Origin of the sequence: uncultured Merdimonas sp. (genome assembly GCF_963929015.1) — a bacterium.
Taxonomy (GTDB): Bacteria; Bacillota; Clostridia; order Lachnospirales; family Lachnospiraceae; genus Merdimonas.
Genome location: NZ_CAWVHE010000013.1, coordinates 551,536 through 569,808, shown reverse-complemented (window position 1 = coordinate 569,808; position 18,273 = coordinate 551,536). Strand labels below are relative to the sequence as shown.

The following is an 18,273-nucleotide window of genomic DNA, read 5'->3' as shown; positions in this document are numbered from 1 at the left end:
AATCAGCATCCTCCTTCCTGCCAGGGCCACGGGTCATTGATCCAGCGCCAGCAGTCGGCACCGGAGGCGGCGGTGTCCAGTGTGAGCGGTCCGTAATATCTGGCGTACTCCCGCAGGCTGTCGGCGCGCTGCTTTTTCAGGGCGTCAAAACACTGCAACGCTTCCTGATTGTAAGGATGGGTGTCCAGAAACAATTTTGTGTCATCGGCGGCAAAACTTACCACATTGATCCAGTTTAACAGTTCCCGCCGGCAGGGCCTTTTACGATCTTCCATTGCAGCATCCTCCTGTTCCACAAAACGGTTTGTCAAGCTCCTCAAAAATGGTTCCACGCTGAAAGGCTTTTTCCGCTTTGTAAATATTTTTCCATTCCTGCCAGGGGGTATAGGCCATGGCGATGGGGAGATCTGCAAGGTCGCCCTGTTCCGGACGTACTTTACAGGAAGCTTCCGCCGGAAGCGGACAGTCTGCAGCCGGAGCGGCGCCCGGCGTGACCTGTCTTGTGCATCCGTTCCGGCAGTTCTGACCGGAAGTATAAGACCGATAGGTAGACATTTTCAGGCTCCTTTTCACGCAATTCCGGTAGGTTCCGGAGATCGCGTCAAACTATTTTCAATAATATTGTATGGAATCCGGGCGTAACTGTGCACTTCCGAAGCCTGCAGCGGCGAGAAAAGGTTGCATTTTGTGTTTATATCTGATTAAATATATACGATGGGAGTGTAAGAACAGATGCGTAAAAAGAACCGTACCTCTAAGAATAAGAAGAGAGTAAATAAAACGATATATTTTGATTACAGTCTGCTGGCGGTGCTGGTATTTTTGGTCTGCTTCGGTCTGGTGATGTTGTACAGTTCCAGTGCGTACAGCGCCCTGGTAAATAATAATGACAGCATGTACTATTTTAAGAGACAGATCTTTTTCTGTGTCATTGGATTTATCGGGATGTATGTGGTTTCCAGGATTGATTACCATAACTATATCAAATATGGAAGGGCTATCTTTTATCTGGCGGTGGTCTTGATGGCGCTGGTTCAGACTCCGCTTGGTGTTGAGGTCAATGGCGCCCGGCGATGGATCCGACTGCCTTTGGAGCAGCAGTTTCAGCCGGCAGAGCTGACCAAGATCGCTGTTATTTTGTTTATTCCGGTGCTGATCTGCCGGATGGGAAAAGATATCCGCAAGCTGGAGGGCTGGGGGAAGGTTCTGCTTTGGGGCATATTCGCGGCGGGGTGTGTGTATCTGCTGACGGAAAATTTAAGTACTGCGGTGATCGTTATGGGAATCACCTGTGTCATGATCTTTGTGGTTCATCCAAAGACAAAGTTTTTTATCGGTCTTGCTGTGGCGGGACTTGTGCTGATCCTGATCGGCGTACAGATCCTGGGGGCGATATTGTCCACCAGCGAAAGTTTCCGGCTGCGCCGGATCCTGGTGTGGCTTAATCCGGAAGAATATGCTTCGGAGGGAGGATATCAGGTTATGCAGGGACTCTATGCCATCGGCTCCGGAGGGTTCTTTGGGAAGGGACTGGGCAACAGCGCGCAGAAAATGGTAATCCCTGAAGTGCAAAATGATATGATCCTTTCCGTTATCTGTGAGGAACTGGGAGTGTTTGGAGCAATCATCGTACTGGTGCTATTTGGCTTTTTGCTGTACCGGCTGATGTTTATTGCACAGAATGCGCCGGATGTCTACAGCTCACTGGTGGTGACCGGCATTTTTACGCATATTGCGCTGCAGGTTCTTTTAAATGTGATGGTTGTGATCAACCTGATCCCTACTACCGGTATTACCCTTCCCTTTATCAGTTACGGGGGAACATCCATACTGTTTCTGATGGCAGAGATGGGGGTGGCTCTTGGAATATCCGGAAAGATTAAGATAAAAGAATAACCCCTTTTCAACCCGGCATAAATGTGCTATGATTAAAAATGTAGTATTTAAAACTACATATAATAGAAGCAAAAGACGGGCTGTGAAATACAGAAAAACACATGCCGGGAGGGTGAATATGAGTTACAGAATTATTGTAGACAGCTGTGGCGAGCTGACAGAAGAGATGAAAGCATCAGGGCATTTTGAAACGGCATCCCTGCAGATAGAGGTGGCGGGGCATCGGATCACGGATGATGAGACGTTCGACCAGGCAAAGTTTTTAAAACTGGTGGCAGAGTCTCCGGAATGTCCCAAATCTTCCTGCCCCTCTCCGGAGAGATATCTGGAAGGATACAAGTGTGGAGAGGACAGAGTCTATGCGGTTACGTTGTCTGCAGAGCTAAGCGGATCTTATAACAGCGCCGTACTGGGGCGGGATCTTTATCTGGAGGAATACGGAGAAAAAGATATTTATGTGTTTAATTCCAGATCTGCCTCTGTGGGAGAGACCCTGATCGCCCTGAAGATCCAGGAGTGCGAAGAACAGGGAATGTCTTTCCGGGAAGTGGTGGATACGGTGGAAGCATACATTCAGGAACAGGACACTTACTTTGTACTGGAGACACTGGATATCTTAAGAAAGAATGGAAGGCTGACCGGTGTGAAGGCGGTGGTGGCTACCGTCCTTAATATTAAGCCGGTTATGGGCGCTACGCCGGAAGGAACCATTTGCCAGCTTGGACAGACCAGAGGGATTAAAAAGGCGCTGGTCAAATTAGTGGATGAAGTGGTGAAAAATCTGGAAAATTCCAGGGAAAAGATCCTTGCGATCTCTCACTGCAACTGCCGGAAGCGGGCAGAGTATGTCAGAGATATGTTAAAAGAAAGAGCCCAGTTTAAAGATGTGATCATACTGGACACGGCCGGGATCAGCAGTATGTATGCTGCTGACGGAGGCGTGATAGTGGTTGTATAATTTCCCTGTTTGTGGTAGAATGTTTTTCAGAGTAATTCTGAAAAGTAAAAGGAGTACAGCAACATGAGCCAGGAAAAGGTAGATAAATATAAAAGAGAAAAAGCAAATCGTAAAAATATAGTAAAAAAGCAGAAATTCCAGAATGCTCTTCGGAAATGTGCCGTGGGAGCGGTTGGGCTGGTCATGATCGGCTGGATCGGATATTCCGCGTACAACTCTTATACCAGCAACAGACCGGTGGATGAAGTGCAGATTGATTATACGGCGGTGAACGAACTGGCCACAGATCTGGACGCAGCCCGGGAGGCAGACGGAGCGCAGACAGAATAAGAGGCAATCAGGAATGTATAGAAGATAAGAGAAGCAGGACTGTCGTACCTTGAAAAAGGTGCGGCGGTCTTTTTTTATGCCTGTAACCAGGCAAAGCCTTTTGTAAAAGTTACAGAATATTTCAATGATTATTTAAAAAAAGGCTTGAAAACATAGAAAAACTAGTTTACAATGGTGGCAAGTGGTAGAAAGTGGTTGAAAGTGGAGTCAAGTGGTAGAAATGTGGAGGCCATTTGGCAGAGAGGGAAGTTCTATGTTGAAAGGAGAGTACAGTCATAATATAGACGCCAAGGGCAGACTTATCATTCCCGCGAAGTTTCGTGACGATTTAGGGGAGCATTTCGTCATTACCAAGGGAATGGAAAACTGTCTGTACATTTATCCGGAAAACGAATGGACTGCCTTTGAAGAGAAACTGAATGCCTTACCCACCACCACTGATAAAAAAGCACGTGCATTTGCTTATTTTTTTCAGGGAACCGCTGCAGACGGGGAACTGGACAAGCAGGGAAGAACACTCGTCCCGGCGAATCTTAGAGAATTTGCACAGCTGGATAAAGAAGTTGTGTTTATCGGCATGGGGAAGCGCGCCGAGATCTGGGACAAGCAAAGATGGGTGGAAAAGAATACTGAAGTGGAAGAGAACATTGAAGATATCGCATCGGATATGGAAGCAAACGGATTCAGTATCTAGAGGGAGAAGATATGGAATTCCAGCACAAGTCAGTATTGCTAAACGAGACAATCGAAGGATTGCACATCAGGCCGGACGGCACATATGTGGACGGAACGCTTGGTGGGGGCGGACATGCTTATGAGATAGCAAAACGCCTCGGGGACAAAGGGAGTATTATAGGAATAGACCAGGACGCGGTGGCCATCGAGGCTGCAGGCATCCGATTAAAAGACTTCGGGGAGAAGGTCACGATAGTGAGGAGCAACTATTGTGATATGAAGTCGCGGCTCCAGGAACTGGGAATTGACAGGGTCGATGGAATCATCCTTGATCTGGGCGTATCATCTTATCAGTTAGATACGGCAGAACGTGGATTTTCCTATCGCGAAGATGCGCCTCTGGATATGCGGATGGATACCCGTCAGACGACGACGGCCAGGGACATCGTCAATAACTATGAAGAGATGGAGCTTTACCGTGTGATCCGGGACTACGGGGAGGATAAGTTTGCAAAAAACATTGCGAAACATATCGTAGCGGCACGCGGAAAAGCGCCCATAGAAACAACCGGGCAGCTCTGTGAGATCATACGGGAGTCCATTCCGATGAAATATCAGAAAATGGCAGGGCATCCGGCGAAAAGAACATTTCAGGCGATCCGTATCGAACTGAACAGAGAACTGGATGTACTCCGGGATTCGCTGGACGATATGATCGATCTGTTGAAACCCGGCGGGAGGATCTGTATCATTACATTTCACTCGCTGGAGGACCGCATTGTGAAAAGTGCGTTCCGAAAAAACGAACATCCGTGTACCTGTCCGCCGGATTTCCCGGTGTGTGTATGCGGAAAAGTGTCAAAGGGGAAGGTGATCACAAAGAAACCCATCCTTCCCGGAAAAGAAGAGCAGGAGTATAACAGCCGTTCTAAAAGTGCGAAGCTTCGGATTTTTGAACGGGCATAATTGAGGATAACAGGAAAGGGGCACGTCTCTATGGCAGCAGCCAGATCATATACCAGGACAAATTCCAGATATGAAGAGTACACAAGTGCGGGGGAAACAAGATCCTCTGCTTATGTATATGGAAATACCGTGGCAAAACCGGTGTATGAACCTGGTGAAAGGGGAGTGCGCCGTGAGCGGATCAGAAAAAGGACAAGCGTCCAGGTCCGCAGAAACAGAAAACAGGCCATGCACATGAACGCGGCTTATGTGATTTTCCTTGCAGCAGCGGCGATCGTTGCACTTCTGATCTGCATCAATTACATTCAGCTTCAGGCTACGATCACGGAGCATTCCAAGACGATTACAGCCATGCAGGAAGAACTGGCGGATCTTAAGGAAGAAAATACTACCAGGGAAAATGCGGTGCGTGATTCCGTAAACCTTGATGAAGTACGGCAAAGAGCGCAGAATGAACTGGGAATGGTGTACGCGACACAGGATCAGATCATTACATACGAGGATCCGGCTACTGATTATGTGAAACAGTATCAGAATATCCCGGAGAGCGGAATGCTGGCCCAATCAGATCATAATGCGGGTTAGGTGAAAAAATGGCGAAACAGACAAAAAATTTCTTTCGGAAAAAATTTTCCAAAAATATGCAAAAAAAGCTAGTCATGCTCTTTGTGGCAATTGTACTAGCTTTTGTTTTCTTAGTTGGAAGAATTACATATATTAATGCTTCAAATGGCGAGGAGTACACACGTATCGTCCTGGACCAGCAGCAGTATGACAGCAGAACGATCCCTTTTAAGAGGGGGGATATTGTGGATCGCAACGGCACGAAGATCGCCACGAGCGAGCGGGTCTATAATGTGATCCTGGATGTGAAAGTAATGACCAGTGATGAAGACAATATCAGGCCCACCATACAGGTCCTGGAAGACTGCTTTGGGATTGACGGGAAAGAGGTAGAGGAACTGATCGAAGAAAAGCCAACTAGCAGATATAATGTACTGCAAAAAGGAGTGGATTACGAGAAGTATAAAGAATTTGAAGCCATTGAGAAAGATAAGGAAAAATACCCGAACGTGGAGGGGATCTGGCTGGAGGAGGATTATGTAAGGACTTATCCTTACAATACACTGGCCAGTGATGTGATCGGGTTTACCGTAGACGGAAATGTGGGAAGCAACGGGATTGAGGCGTCCTACAATCAGATCCTGAACGGAACAGACGGCAGAGAATACGGATATCTGGATGACGGCGCCACCGTGGAGCGGACTGTAAAAGAAGCAGTAAACGGGGATACGGTAGTGTCTACGATCGATCTTCAGGTACAGAGCATTGTGGAACAGCACATTCTGGAGTTTAATGAACTTCATAAAAACGGAGCGTCTGCCGGGGAAGGAAGTAAGAACACGGCAGTGATTGTTATGAACCCACAAAATGGAGAGATTCTTGCGGAAGCTTCGTATCCGAATTATGATCTGAACCAGCCGCGGGATCTGACCCGGTACTATTCCCAGGAGACGCTGGACGCAATGTCCGATGAGGAGCTTTTGAACACTCTGAATTCTCTGTGGAATAATTTTTGCGTCAGCGATACTTATGAACCGGGTTCTACCTTCAAACCTTTTACCGTCTCGGCGGGTCTGGAGACCGGGATCCTGACAGGACAGGAGACATATTACTGCGGCGGCGTGCTCCATGTGGGAGACCATGACATTCATTGCAGCAACCGGAACGGGCACGGCACGCAGACACTGAAGCAGGCGCTGGAAAATTCCTGCAACGTGGCGCTTATGGAGATCGGAGAAGCTCTTGGAGCAGAAGAGTTCTGCAGGTATCAGGAGTTGTTTGGGTTTGGAGAATATACCGGGATCGACCTTCCGGGAGAAGGAGAGACGGCCGGACTTTTATATACGCCGGAAAACATGGATCCGGCCAGTCTTGCCACCAATTCTTTTGGACAGAACTTTAACGTGACCATGACGCAGCTGGCAGCTTCGTTCTGCTCTCTGGTCAATGGCGGCAATTATTATGAGCCTCATGTGGTAAAACAGATTCAGGACAGCAATGGCAATGTAAAGGAAAATATCGAACCAGTGCTTCTTAAGAAAACTATTTCCGAGGAGACCAGCGCGATCATCAAGGATTATATGCTGGGAGTCGTGGAAGAGGGAACCGGAGCTTCAGCTGGAGTAGAAGGATATGATGTGGGAGGAAAGACAGGTACGGCAGAGAAGCTTCCCCGTGGCAACGGAAAGTATCTGGTATCCTTTATCGGCTACGCGCCCCAGGAAAATCCACAGGCAGTGGTCTATGTAGTAATCGATGAGCCGAATGTGGCGGCCCAGGCGTCCAGCGGCTATGCGACAGAGTTGGCGTCCTCTATTATGGAAGATATTTTCCCATATCTTGGGATCCCCAAAGCGGATGCCGGGACGGATTCTTAGGAATCGTCCGGAAACTAAGCAGAATAACCCTGTAAAAGCAGTAATAAATTATAAAAACGGCTTTTACAGGGTTATTTTATGATGCGGAATCAGACATTTCAAAAACGGAAGATGCTGGTGGTGTTTTGCTGTGCGGTTCTGATGATTCTGGGGCTGATGGGAAGACTGATCTATCTGATGGTGTTTGAGGCAGAATATTATCAGCGGCAGGCAGAGGACCTTCACGAAAGAGAACGGCCGATCAAAGCGGCCAGAGGGGAGATCCTGGACAGGAACGGAACAGTTCTTGCAGCCAACCGGACCGTGTGTACGGTTTCAGTGATCCACAGTCAGATTACGGATCCGGAAAGCGTGATCCGTTCTCTAAGCGAGATCCTGGAAATGGAAGAAGCTGTGGTCAGAGCCAGGGTGGAAAAGAATTCATCTATGGAAAGGATCCGTTCCAACGTGGACCAGAAGACCGGGGAAAAGATCCGCGCACTTTCCCTTGACGGCGTAAAAGTGGATGAAGATTTTAAACGCTATTATCCGTTTCAGGAGCTGGCATCCAAAGTACTGGGATTCACCGGCGGCGATAATCAGGGGATCATCGGCCTGGAGGTGAAGTATGAAGCGTATCTGAAAGGAAAGGATGGCAAGATCCTGACGATGACGGACGCCAGGGGAATCGAACTTGAGGGAGTCGCAGAGGACCGGGCGGAACCGGTGACCGGGAACACCTTAAGGATCAGTCTGGATTATAAGATCCAGACCTACGCACAGCAGATGGCAGAGAAGATCATGGAAGAAAAGCAGGCGGAAAAAGTCGGGATCCTGATGATGGATCCGGACAACGGAGAAATCCTGGCCATGGTAAATGTACCGGAATTTAATCTGAATGACCCTTTTACACTGAATGTCGGGGAAGAAGCTTCGTCAGAAGAAGAGCGGCAGGAGGCGTTGAATCAGATGTGGAGAAACGGATGTATCAATGACACCTATGAGCCGGGATCTACCTTTAAGATCATTACAGCATCTGCCTGTCTGGAAGAAGGAGTCGTGGATCTGGAGGATTCTTTTCAGTGTCCCGGGTACCGCCAGGTGGAGGATCGGAAAATCCGGTGCCACAAGGTCGGCGGGCACGGAGCGGAAACATTTGCGGACGGGATCCGGAATTCCTGTAATCCGGTGTTTATTGATATCGGCCTGCGGCTTGGAAGCGAGCGTTTTTTTGACTATTTCCGCAAGTTTGGTCTGATGGAGCTTACCGGCGTGGATCTGCCGGGAGAAGCAGGGACGATCATGCACAAAGAAGAAAACGTAGGTCTGGTAGAACTTGCTACAATGAGTTTCGGACAGTCTTTCCAGATCACGCCCATTCAGCTGGCGGCCACCGTAAGCGCCCTGATCAACGGAGGGGAGCGGGTTACGCCGCACTTTGGCATGGAGATTTTGGACACACAGGGAAAGACGGTTAAAAAATTCTCATATCCAAAGGGCAGACGGATCCTTTCCAGGGAAACGTCTGCAAAGATGCGGGCGCTGCTGGAAAGTGTGGTGGCAGAAGGATCCGGGAAAAACGCTTATGTGGAGGGATACCGGATCGGCGGGAAGACGGCCACCTCCCAGACGCTTCCGCGAAGCGCCGGGAAATATATCTCATCCTTCCTTGGGTTTGCCCCGGCCGATGATCCGGATATACTGGCGCTTTGCGTCATCTATGACCCGCAGGGGATTTATTACGGCGGGACGATCGCTGCGCCGGTGATCGGTGATATCTTCAAGAATATATTGCCCTATCTTGGCATTGAAAAACAATAGAAAATGCAGTATACTATGTAAGGTTAAAATGTGAAAATATGCAGAAAGATAAAGAGGTGGACTATGGATTATACAGTATTTATGCCGGTGCTGATCGCATTTGCATTAAGTGTGGTCATGGGACCGGTGATCATTCCGATATTAAGAAGACTGAAGATGGGACAGACCGAACGCGTGGACGGCGTGCAGTCTCACCTGAAAAAAGCAGGCACGCCTACGATGGGCGGCGTGATCATTCTCTTAAGCGTAGTGATCACTTCTGTGTTTTATATTCCCGGATATCCGAAGATCATCCCGATCCTGTTTGTTACACTGGGCTTTGGTCTGATCGGTTTTCTGGACGATTATCTGAAGGTGGTGATGAAACGGTCTGACGGTCTGTATCCCAAGCAGAAGATGGCGCTTCAGATCGTGGTGACTGCGGTGTTTGCCGTTTATCTTGTGAAGTTCACCGATGTCTCGCTGGCGATGCTGATCCCGTTTTCCGGCGGACAGTACCTGAATATCGGATGGCTTGCCATCCCGCTTCTGTTCTTTGCGGTGATCGGAACGGTAAACGGTGTGAATTTTACAGATGGTCTGGACGGACTTGCGTCCAGCGTGACGGTTTTGGTGGCAACTTTCTTTACTGTTGTTGCCATCGGGACAGACAGCGGGATTTCTCCGGTTACCTGTGCGGTAGTAGGAGCGCTTCTGGGATTTCTCCTGTTTAACGTATATCCGGCCAGTGTGTTTATGGGAGATACCGGATCGCTGGCGCTGGGAGGCTTTGTGGCGTCCACGGCGTATATGCTGCAGATGCCTGTGTTTATCATTATCGTAGGGCTGATCTACCTGGTGGAAGTGTTGTCTGTTATGATCCAGGTCACATATTTTAAGAAAACCGGCGGCAAGAGAATTTTTAAAATGGCGCCGATACATCATCACTTTGAATTGTGCGGGTGGTCTGAGACCAGAGTCGTGGCCGTGTTTTCAATTATCACGGCGCTTCTGTGCCTGATCGGACTTATGGCAATGTAGGAGGAAACAAAAGATGGATGTGAATCATAAAAAGGTACTGGTATTTGGAGCCGGAAAAAGCGGGATCGGAGCCGCAGGGCTTTTGAGCGGACAGGGGGCAGAGGTCATCCTTTATGACGGAAATACCGGGCTGGATCCGGAAAAACTGAAAGAACAGCTGGGAAGAGACGGGCGGACGGAAGTGATCCTGGGAGAACTTACGGAACCGGTGCTGGACAGCCTTGCCATGGCGGTCTTAAGTCCGGGAGTCCCGACAGATCTTCCGGTGGTTCAGAAAATCCGGGAAAAAGGAGCAGATGTGATCGGGGAGATTGAGCTGGCATATCAGTCCGGGAAGGGGGACGTGCTGGCGATCACCGGAACAAACGGGAAGACGACCACCACTTCTTTGCTTGGAGAGATCATGCAAAAGGCCAGAGAAGAGGTCTATGTTGTGGGAAATATCGGGAATCCCTACACAGCTGTGGCAGGAGAGATGACAGAGAAGGCGGTTACCGTTGCGGAAGTGAGCAGTTTTCAGCTGGAAACAATCCGGAGTTTCCGCCCGAAAGTCAGTGCGATCCTGAATATCACGCCGGATCATCTGAACCGTCATCATACCATGGAAGCCTATATTGAGGCAAAAGAAAACATTGCAAAAAACCAGACAGAAGAAGATTACTGTATTTTGAATTATGAAGATCCCGTGACCCGTGAGTTTGGAAAAAAACTGCGGCCAAAGGTTCTTTATTTCAGCAGCAGGCATAGACTGGAAGAAGGAATCTTCCTGGAGAACGGCAGCATTATGATCCGGATGTCCGGCACAGAAGAGGTGCTCTGCCATGTGGATGAGCTGCAGATCCTTGGTACGCACAATTATGAAAACGTGATGGCTGCCGCCGGCATGGCTTATGTGTACGGTGTTCCAACGGATGTGATCCGCGCAGGCGTCCTGGCGTTCCGGGGCGTGGAGCATCGGATCGAATATGTGGCGGAAAAGAACGGTGTGGTCTATTACAATGATTCCAAGGGAACCAATCCGGATGCGGCGATCAAAGGGATCCAGGCTATGAACCGCCCCACGGTCCTGATCGGCGGGGGCTATGACAAGGATTCGGAATATACAGAATGGATCCGGAGTTTTGACGGGAAAGTAAAAACACTGATCCTTCTTGGAGAGACAAAAGAAAAGATCGCAAGAGACGCCCGGGCGTGCGGATTTACCAGCTACCGGTTTGCGGACAGCTTTGAAGAGGCGGTGCAGATGGCGGTAGAAGAGGCTTTGCCGGGAGAGGCGGTGCTCCTGTCTCCGGCCTGTGCAAGCTGGGATATGTTTCCAAGTTATGAGGTACGAGGAGAGAAATTTAAAGAAATCGTAAATTCCCTGTAAGGAGAAACTTGGATTGGGCAGAAAGCGGAACGTGGATGTGACAATGGCAGCGGCGCTGGGACTGCTGCTGCTCCTTGGTCTGGTGATCTTGTACAGCACCAGCGCATATAATGGTGAGATCAAATTCGGAGATGCTTTTTATTATCTGAAAAAGCAGCTGTTTGCCACTGCGGTCGGAATGGCGGGGTTTTACGCAGCCTTCAGGATCGATTACCATGTATGGCGGCGTCTGGCGGTGCCAGGGTACCTGGCGGCGATCCTTTTGTCGGCGGCTGTGCTTTTGATAGGAGAAGAGTATAACGGGTCCAAAAGATGGCTTTCTTTGGGCCCGCTTTCTTTTCAGCCCTCGGAATTTGCCAAGGTGGCGGTGATTATTTTTCTTGCCCATATGATCACAAAGAACAGCAGGGAAATGGGGAAATGGCGCGTTATGTTCAAAATCCTGTTTCCAATCCTTCCGATTGTAGGACTGGTGGGCGCCAGCAACTTAAGCACCGCGATCATCATTCTGGGGATTGCCGTGATCCTGATCTTTATTGCAAGTCCGAAATATGGCCAGTTTGTCTTTATGGGAGTTCTGGGAGCCGGATTTCTGGGAATCTTTCTGGCTCTGGAAAGCTACCGGCTGGAGCGGATCGCTATCTGGAGAAATCCGGAAGACTATGAAAAAGGATATCAGACGCTGCAGGGACTCTACGCCATAGGATCGGGAGGACTGTTCGGCAGAGGGCTTGGAAACAGCGTCCAGAAGCTGGGGTTTGTTCCGGAGGCACAGAATGACATGATCTTTTCAATCATCTGTGAGGAACTGGGACTATTTGGCGCCGGCATTTTGCTTTTTTTCTTTCTGATCCTGATCTGGAGGTTTTATGTGACAGCGTCAAAAGCTGCGGATCTCTTCGGGTCTCTGATCGCTTCGGGAGCCATGGCGCATATGATGATCCAGGTGATCCTGAATATATCTGTGGTGACAAATACCATTCCCAATACTGGCATTACCCTGCCGTTTGTCAGTTATGGAGGGACTTCGATCCTTTTTCTGATGGTGGAAATGGGGCTTGTATTTAGCGTCTCATCTTTGGTAAAATAGAAAAAACAACTGTAAGGGGAGTATATCGTAAATGGAAAAGCGAAAGACGAAGCGAAAGACGCATCGGCTGTACGCCTTTGTGGTACTGCTGCTTGCTGCGGCTATTCTTGCGCTTGGGATACTGATTCTTTTTTATGTGCAGGAGATTGAGGTAGAAGGAAATGAATACTGTACCGATCAGCAGATTGCAGATACGGTCAGGAATGATAAATATTCGATCAATACGTTATATATCATTGCAAAATACGCGCTGGGGCAGGGAGAATCGCTTCCCTGCCTTGACAGCATCCATGTGGGGCTGTCGGCGCCCTGGACTCTGAAGGTGACAGTGAAGGAGAAGCCCATTGTCGGATATGTAAAAAATCAGGATAATTATGCCTATTTTGACAAAGAAGGAATGGTAGTGTCCATGTCTCAGACGCTGCTTGAGGGACTTCCAAGTATTGAAGGCATTGATATGAAGGGGATAAAACTTTATGGCCATCTGGAAAGCGACGACCGCCAGATCTTTGAAGAAATCCTGGAAACATCCCGGGAGGTGGTAAACCAGGATCTGACCGTGGACAAGATCGTCTGCCGGGAGGATGAGATCTTTCTGTACATTGGCAATGTCTGTATTAATCTCGGAAGCCAGGTGTCTTCAGAGCAGGTTGCCCAGATCCGGCCCATACTGGAGAAACTGGGAGATCAGTCGGGAACGCTGCATCTGGAAAACTATTCCAGGTCCGGGGATACCATTACCTTCGATGTGGGAGAAATTCCGCAATAAAAAACGAATAAAATTAAGAAAAATGGATAAAGTCTATTGCTATTTTAGATAAAAGTCTATATTATATACTATATATGGCAAAGTGAACTTTTTTTCTTTGCCTGTATATGGGATGTATAATATATAATAAGGATAACAAAGGAGGAGAAACCCTTGCTAGAGATTAAGACGAACGAATCAGAAGCGGCGGCAAAAATAATTGTTGTTGGAGTCGGCGGTGGCGGTAATAACGCAGTGAACCGCATGATCGACGAGCAGATTGCCGGCGTTGAATTTATTGCTATTAATACAGATAAACAGGCACTTCAGTTATGTAAAGCTCCGACCCTGATGCAGATCGGGGATAAGATCACGAAAGGACTTGGCGCAGGAGCAAGGCCGGAGATCGGCGAAAAGGCTGCAGAAGAAAGCGCAGAAGAGATTTCAGCCGCTCTCAAAGGCGCGGACATGGTATTTGTCACCTGCGGTATGGGCGGCGGTACCGGTACAGGAGCCACACCTGTGGTGGCAAGGATCGCAAAGGAGCAGGGCGCTCTGACTGTAGGCGTTGTAACCAAGCCCTTCAGTTTTGAGTCCAAGATCCGTATGAACAATGCTCTTACAGGAATTGAAAAGTTAAAAGAAAGCGTTGACACCCTGATTGTTATCCCGAATAATAAGCTTTTGGAAGTAGTAGACAGACGTACCACCATGCCGGAGGCTCTCAAGAAAGCCGACGAGGTATTGCAGCAGGGTATCCAGGGAATCACAGACCTGATCAATGTTCCGTCTCTGATCAACCTGGACTTTGCAGATGTACAGACCGTTATGACAGACAAGGGAATCGCGCACATTGGTATTGGCCAGGGCCGCGGCGACGACAAGGCGCTGGAGGCTGTCAAGCAGGCGGTTGCAAGTCCGTTGCTTGAGACGACGATCGCAGGCGCATCCCATGTGATCATCAATGTATCCGGAGATATCACCCTGATGGATGCTTCCGATGCGGCAGAGTATGTACAGGAGCTGGCGGGCGAGCAGGCAAGTATTATTTTTGGCGCTATGTATGATGATTCCAGAGCAGACGAAGCGACTATTACGGTAATCGCGACAGGTCTGCATAACGTAGACGGCAGCGCTTCCAAGCTGAAGTCGAGACTGGAAAATCCAAGAAATGCTTCCGGCGCGGCACATACATCTTCTCATGCTCCGCAGCATGCACAGACTTATGAGAGACCGCATACGGCAGCGAATACATCCGCATCTCAGGGAAGTTCATCCAGACTGGACTTTGGCATGGCTCCTACAAAGAACGGCGGAACGACAGGTGGGACAAGAAGACCTGCCGGGGGAACGGTTCCCACACTGGAGACTCCAAAGACACCGACCAGTAAAGTGAAGGAACAGTCCATCAAGATTCCGGATTTCTTCAAGAGATAAGAGACAAGTCTGAAGACCAGACGCACAGGATCGTGTACGTCTGGTCTTTTTTTCTATCCCATCATCTTTTTTCTAAACGACAAAATCTGTCGGATTATCCGAAAATCAAAGAAATATCTTTCTTTCGCATGAAAATCATGTCGAAAAAAAGTGGAATTATGCTCCACCGTCTGACAAATTCTTTATCCCCGAATCTTTATAATAGAGCTTGCCTTTCGGACCTTTCGTTCTGATCCAAAGAGGAAAGAGGGTGTGCCGTGTACTATGAACTGTACATAGATGTGTTTTTTCTGGAAAATTTTATGATGGACATTTTTCTCCTTTTGCTCACCGGACGGCTTGTCAGGCTTCATGCGGGGATCGGCCGGGTTTTTCTGGGGGCGTTTGCGGGAGCTTTTCTTACCTGTGTGATCCTGGCTGCGCCAGATCTTATGCCCTGGCTGAAGAAGATTCTTTTTCATGTCTTTGTCAATTTTGTGATGCTGAAGATCTGTTTCCAACCAGAGGAGAAGCGGGAGATCCTTCTTTCCTGGCTGTTTCTTTATTTTGGCGGATTTCTGATGGGCGGAGTCCTGTATGTGCTCCGGCCCTTTGCCCGCAGCCTTAGTTTGTTCCTGTTTCTTGCCGTGGCGGCGTATCTTCTGGTGTCGCGTGTGTGGGATCTGGCGGTAAGACTGTGTGGAAGAGGGGAATACAAATGTCTTGTGAAAGTCGTAAAAGGGGAAAAGACACTGCATCTGAAAGGCATGCTGGACAGTGGCAACAGACTTACGGATCCCGGCACCGGGAAACCGGTACATATTATTGGCAGAAAAGCTGCCAGGGCGCTTGCGGGAGAGGAAGCGTTTGCGGGAGGACGTGTGGTTGTATTCCATTCTGTGGGAAAGGAGAGAGGAGTGATGCCGCTTCTGGAACTGGACCAGATGGAAATCTGTACAGGAGCAGGAAGAAGGAGGCGTGTCATAACGATCCGCCGTCCGGTGGTTGCGGTCTGTGAACAGGAGAGTGTCACAGACCTCTGCGACATTATTTTAAACGTAAATATCTGAATGGGAGGAATGCTATCATGCTGCTGAATCTGACGGCTCCGCGCCGGCTGAAAACAAAGATTGTGTCTGATCTGTATACATTTTTCTTTCCGGATCTTAGGGAAATCCATTATATCGGTGGAGCAGACATCCTTCCCGCGCCTCTTGATACAAAAGAGGAGGCGGCTGCGATTGGGGATCTTGGAGGCGGAAAAGATGAAAGAGCAAGGAAGCTTTTGATCGAACACAATCTGCGTCTTGTGGTGTATATTGCCAAGAAGTTTGACAATACGGGAGTGGGGGTGGAAGATCTGATATCCATCGGGACGATAGGCCTTATTAAAGCCATCAACACCTTTAATCCGGAGAAAAATATAAAGCTGGCTACTTATGCGTCCAGATGTATAGAAAATGAGATCTTGATGTATCTAAGGCGCAACAACAAAACACGGATGGAGGTGTCCATAGATGAGCCGCTGAATGTGGACTGGGATGGAAATGAGCTGCTGCTTTCGGATATTCTTGGCACGGAGGAAGACTCTATTTATAAAGATCTGGAAACAGAGGCAGAGCGAAAGCAGCTGCTTGTGGCAGTCGGCCGCCTGTCTGGAAGGGAGCGGGCGATCATTCAGATGCGATTCGGTCTTGGCACTTATGACGGGAAGGAGAAGACCCAGAAAGAAGTGGCGGATATTCTTGGAATCTCACAGTCCTACATTTCCAGACTGGAAAAAAAGATTATGGCAAGGCTGAAAAAAGAGATGGTAAAATATTCATAGCGCGTTCCCCGGGAAGCATGTTACAATAAAAAGAAAAAGGGGATGGGTATATGAGACTTAGCTGTTTTGGAGCGGCACATGAAGTGACGGGGAGCTGCCACCTGCTGGAAGCCTGCGGGAAAAATATTTTGATCGACTGCGGCATGGAACAGGGCCCGGATCTCTATGAGAACCAGGAATTGTCTGTTTCGCCGGGGGATATTGATTTTATCCTTCTGACCCACGCCCATATTGATCATTCGGGGAATATTCCACTGTTGTGCAAACATGGATTTAGCGGTGATATTGTTACCACGTTTGCAACTGCAGATCTTTGCAGTATTATGCTTCGTGACAGCGCCCACATCCAGGTGTCAGAGGCACAGTGGCGCAACCGCAAGGCAAGGAGGAGCGGCGATCCTCTCTATGAGCCGATCTATGATATGGCGGACGCGGATGCGGCGATCCGTCTTCTTGCGCCCTGCGATTACAATCAGAAGATCACCCTGTGTGAGGGGGTCGAAGTGCGCTTTCAGGATATCGGCCATCTCCTGGGATCGGCCAGTATTGAGGTATGGATCACAGAGGAGGGCGTTTCCAGGAAGATTGTATTTTCCGGAGATGTGGGGAACACAGACCAGCCTATTTTAAAAGATCCGACGCCGGTAAAAGAAGCGGACTATGTGGTGATCGAATCTACCTATGGAGACCGGACCCACGGGGAAGAACGGCCGGATTATGTCAGTGAGTTTACAAGGATCCTTCGGGAAACATTTGCCCGGGGAGGAAATGTGGTGATCCCTTCCTTTGCGGTGGGACGTACTCAGGAGATTCTTTATTTTATCCGGGAGATCAAGGAAAAGGATCTTTTGCCGGAGTATCCGGGATTTGAAGTTTATGTGGACAGTCCGCTGGCGATCGAGGCCACCAATGTGTTTAATAAAAATGTAAAGTCCTGTTTTGATGAGGAGGCGCTTGCCCTGATCGAGCAGGGGATCAATCCGCTGGTATTTCCGGGACTTAAGACGACTATCACCAGCGAGGAGTCCAAAATGATCAACTTTGATGAGAAGCCAAAGGTCATCCTGTCGGCTTCCGGTATGTGTGAGGCAGGACGGATCCGCCACCATCTGAAACATAACCTGTGGCGTCCGGAATGTACGGTCTGTTTTGTAGGGTATCAGGCGGCAGGGACGCTTGGCCGCAGGCTGATCGAAGGAGCGGAAAGTGTAAAGCTTTTTGGCGAGAGTATTACGGTAAATGCCAGGATTGAAGTGTTAAACGGCATCAGCGGACATGCGGATATGAACGGGCTTCTGGGATGGCTGAAGGGATTTGAGACTCCGCTTTCCCGTGTGATCGTGGTACACGGGGAGGATACGGTGACAGATTCTTTTGCGTCTCTGGTGGAGGAGACCATTGGGTGTCCCGCCTTTGCTCCTTACTCCGGCGGAACCATAGACCTGGCAGCCAATCAGATATTGACAGAAGGCGTGAAAGCGCCAAAGAAAGCAGTGGAGAAGCCGGCAAGAAGCAAGGCGCAGGCTGCCTTCAACCGGGTGGTTGCCGCTGCAAAAAGGCTGCTTGAAGTGGTGTATAAAAACGAAGGGCTTGCCAATAAGGAACTGGCGAAATTTGAAAGTCAGATCCAGAATCTTGCGGACAAATGGGATCGTTGATGTCCGGACGGACCGGATCTGTCAAGGACTAAAAGTTTTTTTATTTCAAAGGAAAACGGAATAACAACATGCCATATG

18 protein-coding genes are annotated in these 18,273 nt (G+C 48.9%); 16 read left to right on the top strand and 2 right to left on the bottom strand.

All coding sequences use genetic code 11. The annotated features are described in order from the left end of the window. Positions 1–2: 2 nt before the first annotated feature. Positions 3–275 carry a spore coat protein CotJB gene (locus ABGT54_RS09795; protein WP_346663914.1) on the bottom strand — a complete coding sequence of 91 codons (273 nt, stop codon included), beginning with the start codon at positions 273–275 and terminating at the stop codon, positions 3–5. Next, positions 262–555, bottom strand: coding sequence for a spore coat associated protein CotJA (locus tag ABGT54_RS09790; RefSeq protein ID WP_346663913.1), 294 nt, complete (start codon positions 553–555; stop codon positions 262–264). Before ABGT54_RS09790 ends, ABGT54_RS09795 begins: the two co-directional genes overlap by 14 nt. A 177-nt stretch (positions 556–732) precedes the next feature. Here ABGT54_RS09790 and ABGT54_RS09785 point away from each other — a divergent pair, with 177 nt between their 5' ends. The 16 genes from ABGT54_RS09785 to ABGT54_RS09710 all read left to right on the top strand — a co-directional run bounded on the left by ABGT54_RS09785 (position 733) and on the right by ABGT54_RS09710 (position 18,195). Next, positions 733–1,896 (top strand): putative peptidoglycan glycosyltransferase FtsW, encoded by a 1,164-nt coding sequence (locus ABGT54_RS09785; protein ID WP_346663912.1) that lies wholly within the window; start codon positions 733–735, stop codon positions 1,894–1,896. 118 nt (positions 1,897–2,014) lie between these two features. After that, entirely contained in the window at positions 2,015–2,854 is an 840-nt protein-coding gene (locus ABGT54_RS09780) for a DegV family protein (RefSeq protein WP_346663911.1), read from the top strand. Between the two features lie 63 nt (positions 2,855–2,917). Further along, positions 2,918–3,184, top strand: a complete 267-nt coding sequence (locus tag ABGT54_RS09775; protein ID WP_346663910.1) for a hypothetical protein — start codon at positions 2,918–2,920, stop codon at positions 3,182–3,184. A gap of 253 nt (positions 3,185–3,437) precedes the next feature. After that, positions 3,438–3,878 carry a division/cell wall cluster transcriptional repressor MraZ gene (mraZ, locus tag ABGT54_RS09770; protein WP_346663909.1) on the top strand — a complete coding sequence of 147 codons (441 nt, stop codon included), beginning with the start codon at positions 3,438–3,440 and terminating at the stop codon, positions 3,876–3,878. Positions 3,879–3,889: 11 nt separating this feature from the next. After that, positions 3,890–4,825: a 16S rRNA (cytosine(1402)-N(4))-methyltransferase RsmH gene (rsmH, locus tag ABGT54_RS09765; RefSeq protein WP_346663908.1), complete on the top strand. Its 936-nt coding sequence runs from the start codon at positions 3,890–3,892 to the stop codon at positions 4,823–4,825. 30 nt (positions 4,826–4,855) lie between these two features. Continuing rightward, positions 4,856–5,410 (top strand): hypothetical protein, encoded by a 555-nt coding sequence (locus ABGT54_RS09760; RefSeq protein ID WP_346663907.1) that lies wholly within the window; start codon positions 4,856–4,858, stop codon positions 5,408–5,410. A gap of 8 nt (positions 5,411–5,418) precedes the next feature. Beyond that, positions 5,419–7,266, top strand: a complete 1,848-nt coding sequence (locus ABGT54_RS09755) for a penicillin-binding protein 2 (protein WP_346663906.1) — start codon at positions 5,419–5,421, stop codon at positions 7,264–7,266. 81 nt (positions 7,267–7,347) lie between these two features. Further along, the gene (locus tag ABGT54_RS09750; RefSeq protein WP_346663972.1) at positions 7,348–9,066 is read left to right on the top strand and encodes a penicillin-binding transpeptidase domain-containing protein; all 1,719 of its coding nucleotides are present in this window, start codon (positions 7,348–7,350) and stop codon (positions 9,064–9,066) included. A gap of 63 nt (positions 9,067–9,129) precedes the next feature. Continuing rightward, positions 9,130–10,086: a phospho-N-acetylmuramoyl-pentapeptide-transferase gene (mraY, locus tag ABGT54_RS09745; protein ID WP_346663905.1), complete on the top strand. Its 957-nt coding sequence runs from the start codon at positions 9,130–9,132 to the stop codon at positions 10,084–10,086. Positions 10,087–10,099: 13 nt separating this feature from the next. Continuing rightward, complete coding sequence (murD, locus tag ABGT54_RS09740) at positions 10,100–11,455, top strand: UDP-N-acetylmuramoyl-L-alanine--D-glutamate ligase (RefSeq protein WP_346663904.1); 1,356 nt, start codon at positions 10,100–10,102, stop codon at positions 11,453–11,455. Between the two features lie 43 nt (positions 11,456–11,498). Beyond that, positions 11,499–12,545, top strand: a complete 1,047-nt coding sequence (locus tag ABGT54_RS09735) for a putative peptidoglycan glycosyltransferase FtsW (protein ID WP_346663971.1) — start codon at positions 11,499–11,501, stop codon at positions 12,543–12,545. A gap of 31 nt (positions 12,546–12,576) precedes the next feature. Next, on the top strand, positions 12,577–13,314 hold the full coding sequence (locus tag ABGT54_RS09730; protein WP_346663903.1) for an FtsQ-type POTRA domain-containing protein: 738 nt from the start codon (positions 12,577–12,579) through the stop codon (positions 13,312–13,314). A gap of 153 nt (positions 13,315–13,467) precedes the next feature. Beyond that, entirely contained in the window at positions 13,468–14,730 is a 1,263-nt protein-coding gene (gene ftsZ / locus ABGT54_RS09725) for a cell division protein FtsZ (RefSeq protein ID WP_346663902.1), read from the top strand. A 257-nt stretch (positions 14,731–14,987) separates the two neighbouring features. Then, the gene (locus ABGT54_RS09720) at positions 14,988–15,779 is read left to right on the top strand and encodes a sigma-E processing peptidase SpoIIGA (protein WP_346663901.1); all 792 of its coding nucleotides are present in this window, start codon (positions 14,988–14,990) and stop codon (positions 15,777–15,779) included. A gap of 17 nt (positions 15,780–15,796) precedes the next feature. After that, positions 15,797–16,537 (top strand): RNA polymerase sporulation sigma factor SigE, encoded by a 741-nt coding sequence (sigE, locus tag ABGT54_RS09715; RefSeq protein WP_346663900.1) that lies wholly within the window; start codon positions 15,797–15,799, stop codon positions 16,535–16,537. 50 nt (positions 16,538–16,587) lie between these two features. Further along, positions 16,588–18,195, top strand: coding sequence for an MBL fold metallo-hydrolase (locus tag ABGT54_RS09710; protein ID WP_346663899.1), 1,608 nt, complete (start codon positions 16,588–16,590; stop codon positions 18,193–18,195). Positions 18,196–18,273: the final 78 nt, after the last annotated feature.

What these genes read in the sequence shown, in the direction of transcription:
- ABGT54_RS09735 (WP_346663971.1), top strand. Translation starts at nt 11,499, where the DNA reads ATGGCAGCGGCGCTGGGACTGCTGCTGCTCCTTGGTCTGGTGATCTTG.
- ABGT54_RS09760 (WP_346663907.1), top strand. Translation starts at nt 4,856, where the DNA reads ATGGCAGCAGCCAGATCATATACCAGGACAAATTCCAGATATGAAGAG.
- mraZ (WP_346663909.1), top strand. Translation starts at nt 3,438, where the DNA reads ATGTTGAAAGGAGAGTACAGTCATAATATAGACGCCAAGGGCAGACTT.
- ABGT54_RS09780 (WP_346663911.1), top strand. Translation starts at nt 2,015, where the DNA reads ATGAGTTACAGAATTATTGTAGACAGCTGTGGCGAGCTGACAGAAGAG.
- ABGT54_RS09785 (WP_346663912.1), top strand. Translation starts at nt 733, where the DNA reads ATGCGTAAAAAGAACCGTACCTCTAAGAATAAGAAGAGAGTAAATAAA.
- ABGT54_RS09790 (WP_346663913.1), bottom strand. Translation starts at nt 555, where the DNA reads ATGTCTACCTATCGGTCTTATACTTCCGGTCAGAACTGCCGGAACGGA.
- ABGT54_RS09730 (WP_346663903.1), top strand. Translation starts at nt 12,577, where the DNA reads ATGGAAAAGCGAAAGACGAAGCGAAAGACGCATCGGCTGTACGCCTTT.
- ABGT54_RS09795 (WP_346663914.1), bottom strand. Translation starts at nt 275, where the DNA reads ATGGAAGATCGTAAAAGGCCCTGCCGGCGGGAACTGTTAAACTGGATC.
- ABGT54_RS09755 (WP_346663906.1), top strand. Translation starts at nt 5,419, where the DNA reads ATGGCGAAACAGACAAAAAATTTCTTTCGGAAAAAATTTTCCAAAAAT.
- mraY (WP_346663905.1), top strand. Translation starts at nt 9,130, where the DNA reads ATGGATTATACAGTATTTATGCCGGTGCTGATCGCATTTGCATTAAGT.
- ABGT54_RS09750 (WP_346663972.1), top strand. Translation starts at nt 7,348, where the DNA reads ATGCGGAATCAGACATTTCAAAAACGGAAGATGCTGGTGGTGTTTTGC.
- sigE (WP_346663900.1), top strand. Translation starts at nt 15,797, where the DNA reads ATGCTGCTGAATCTGACGGCTCCGCGCCGGCTGAAAACAAAGATTGTG.
- rsmH (WP_346663908.1), top strand. Translation starts at nt 3,890, where the DNA reads ATGGAATTCCAGCACAAGTCAGTATTGCTAAACGAGACAATCGAAGGA.
- murD (WP_346663904.1), top strand. Translation starts at nt 10,100, where the DNA reads ATGGATGTGAATCATAAAAAGGTACTGGTATTTGGAGCCGGAAAAAGC.
- ABGT54_RS09710 (WP_346663899.1), top strand. Translation starts at nt 16,588, where the DNA reads ATGAGACTTAGCTGTTTTGGAGCGGCACATGAAGTGACGGGGAGCTGC.
- ABGT54_RS09775 (WP_346663910.1), top strand. Translation starts at nt 2,918, where the DNA reads ATGAGCCAGGAAAAGGTAGATAAATATAAAAGAGAAAAAGCAAATCGT.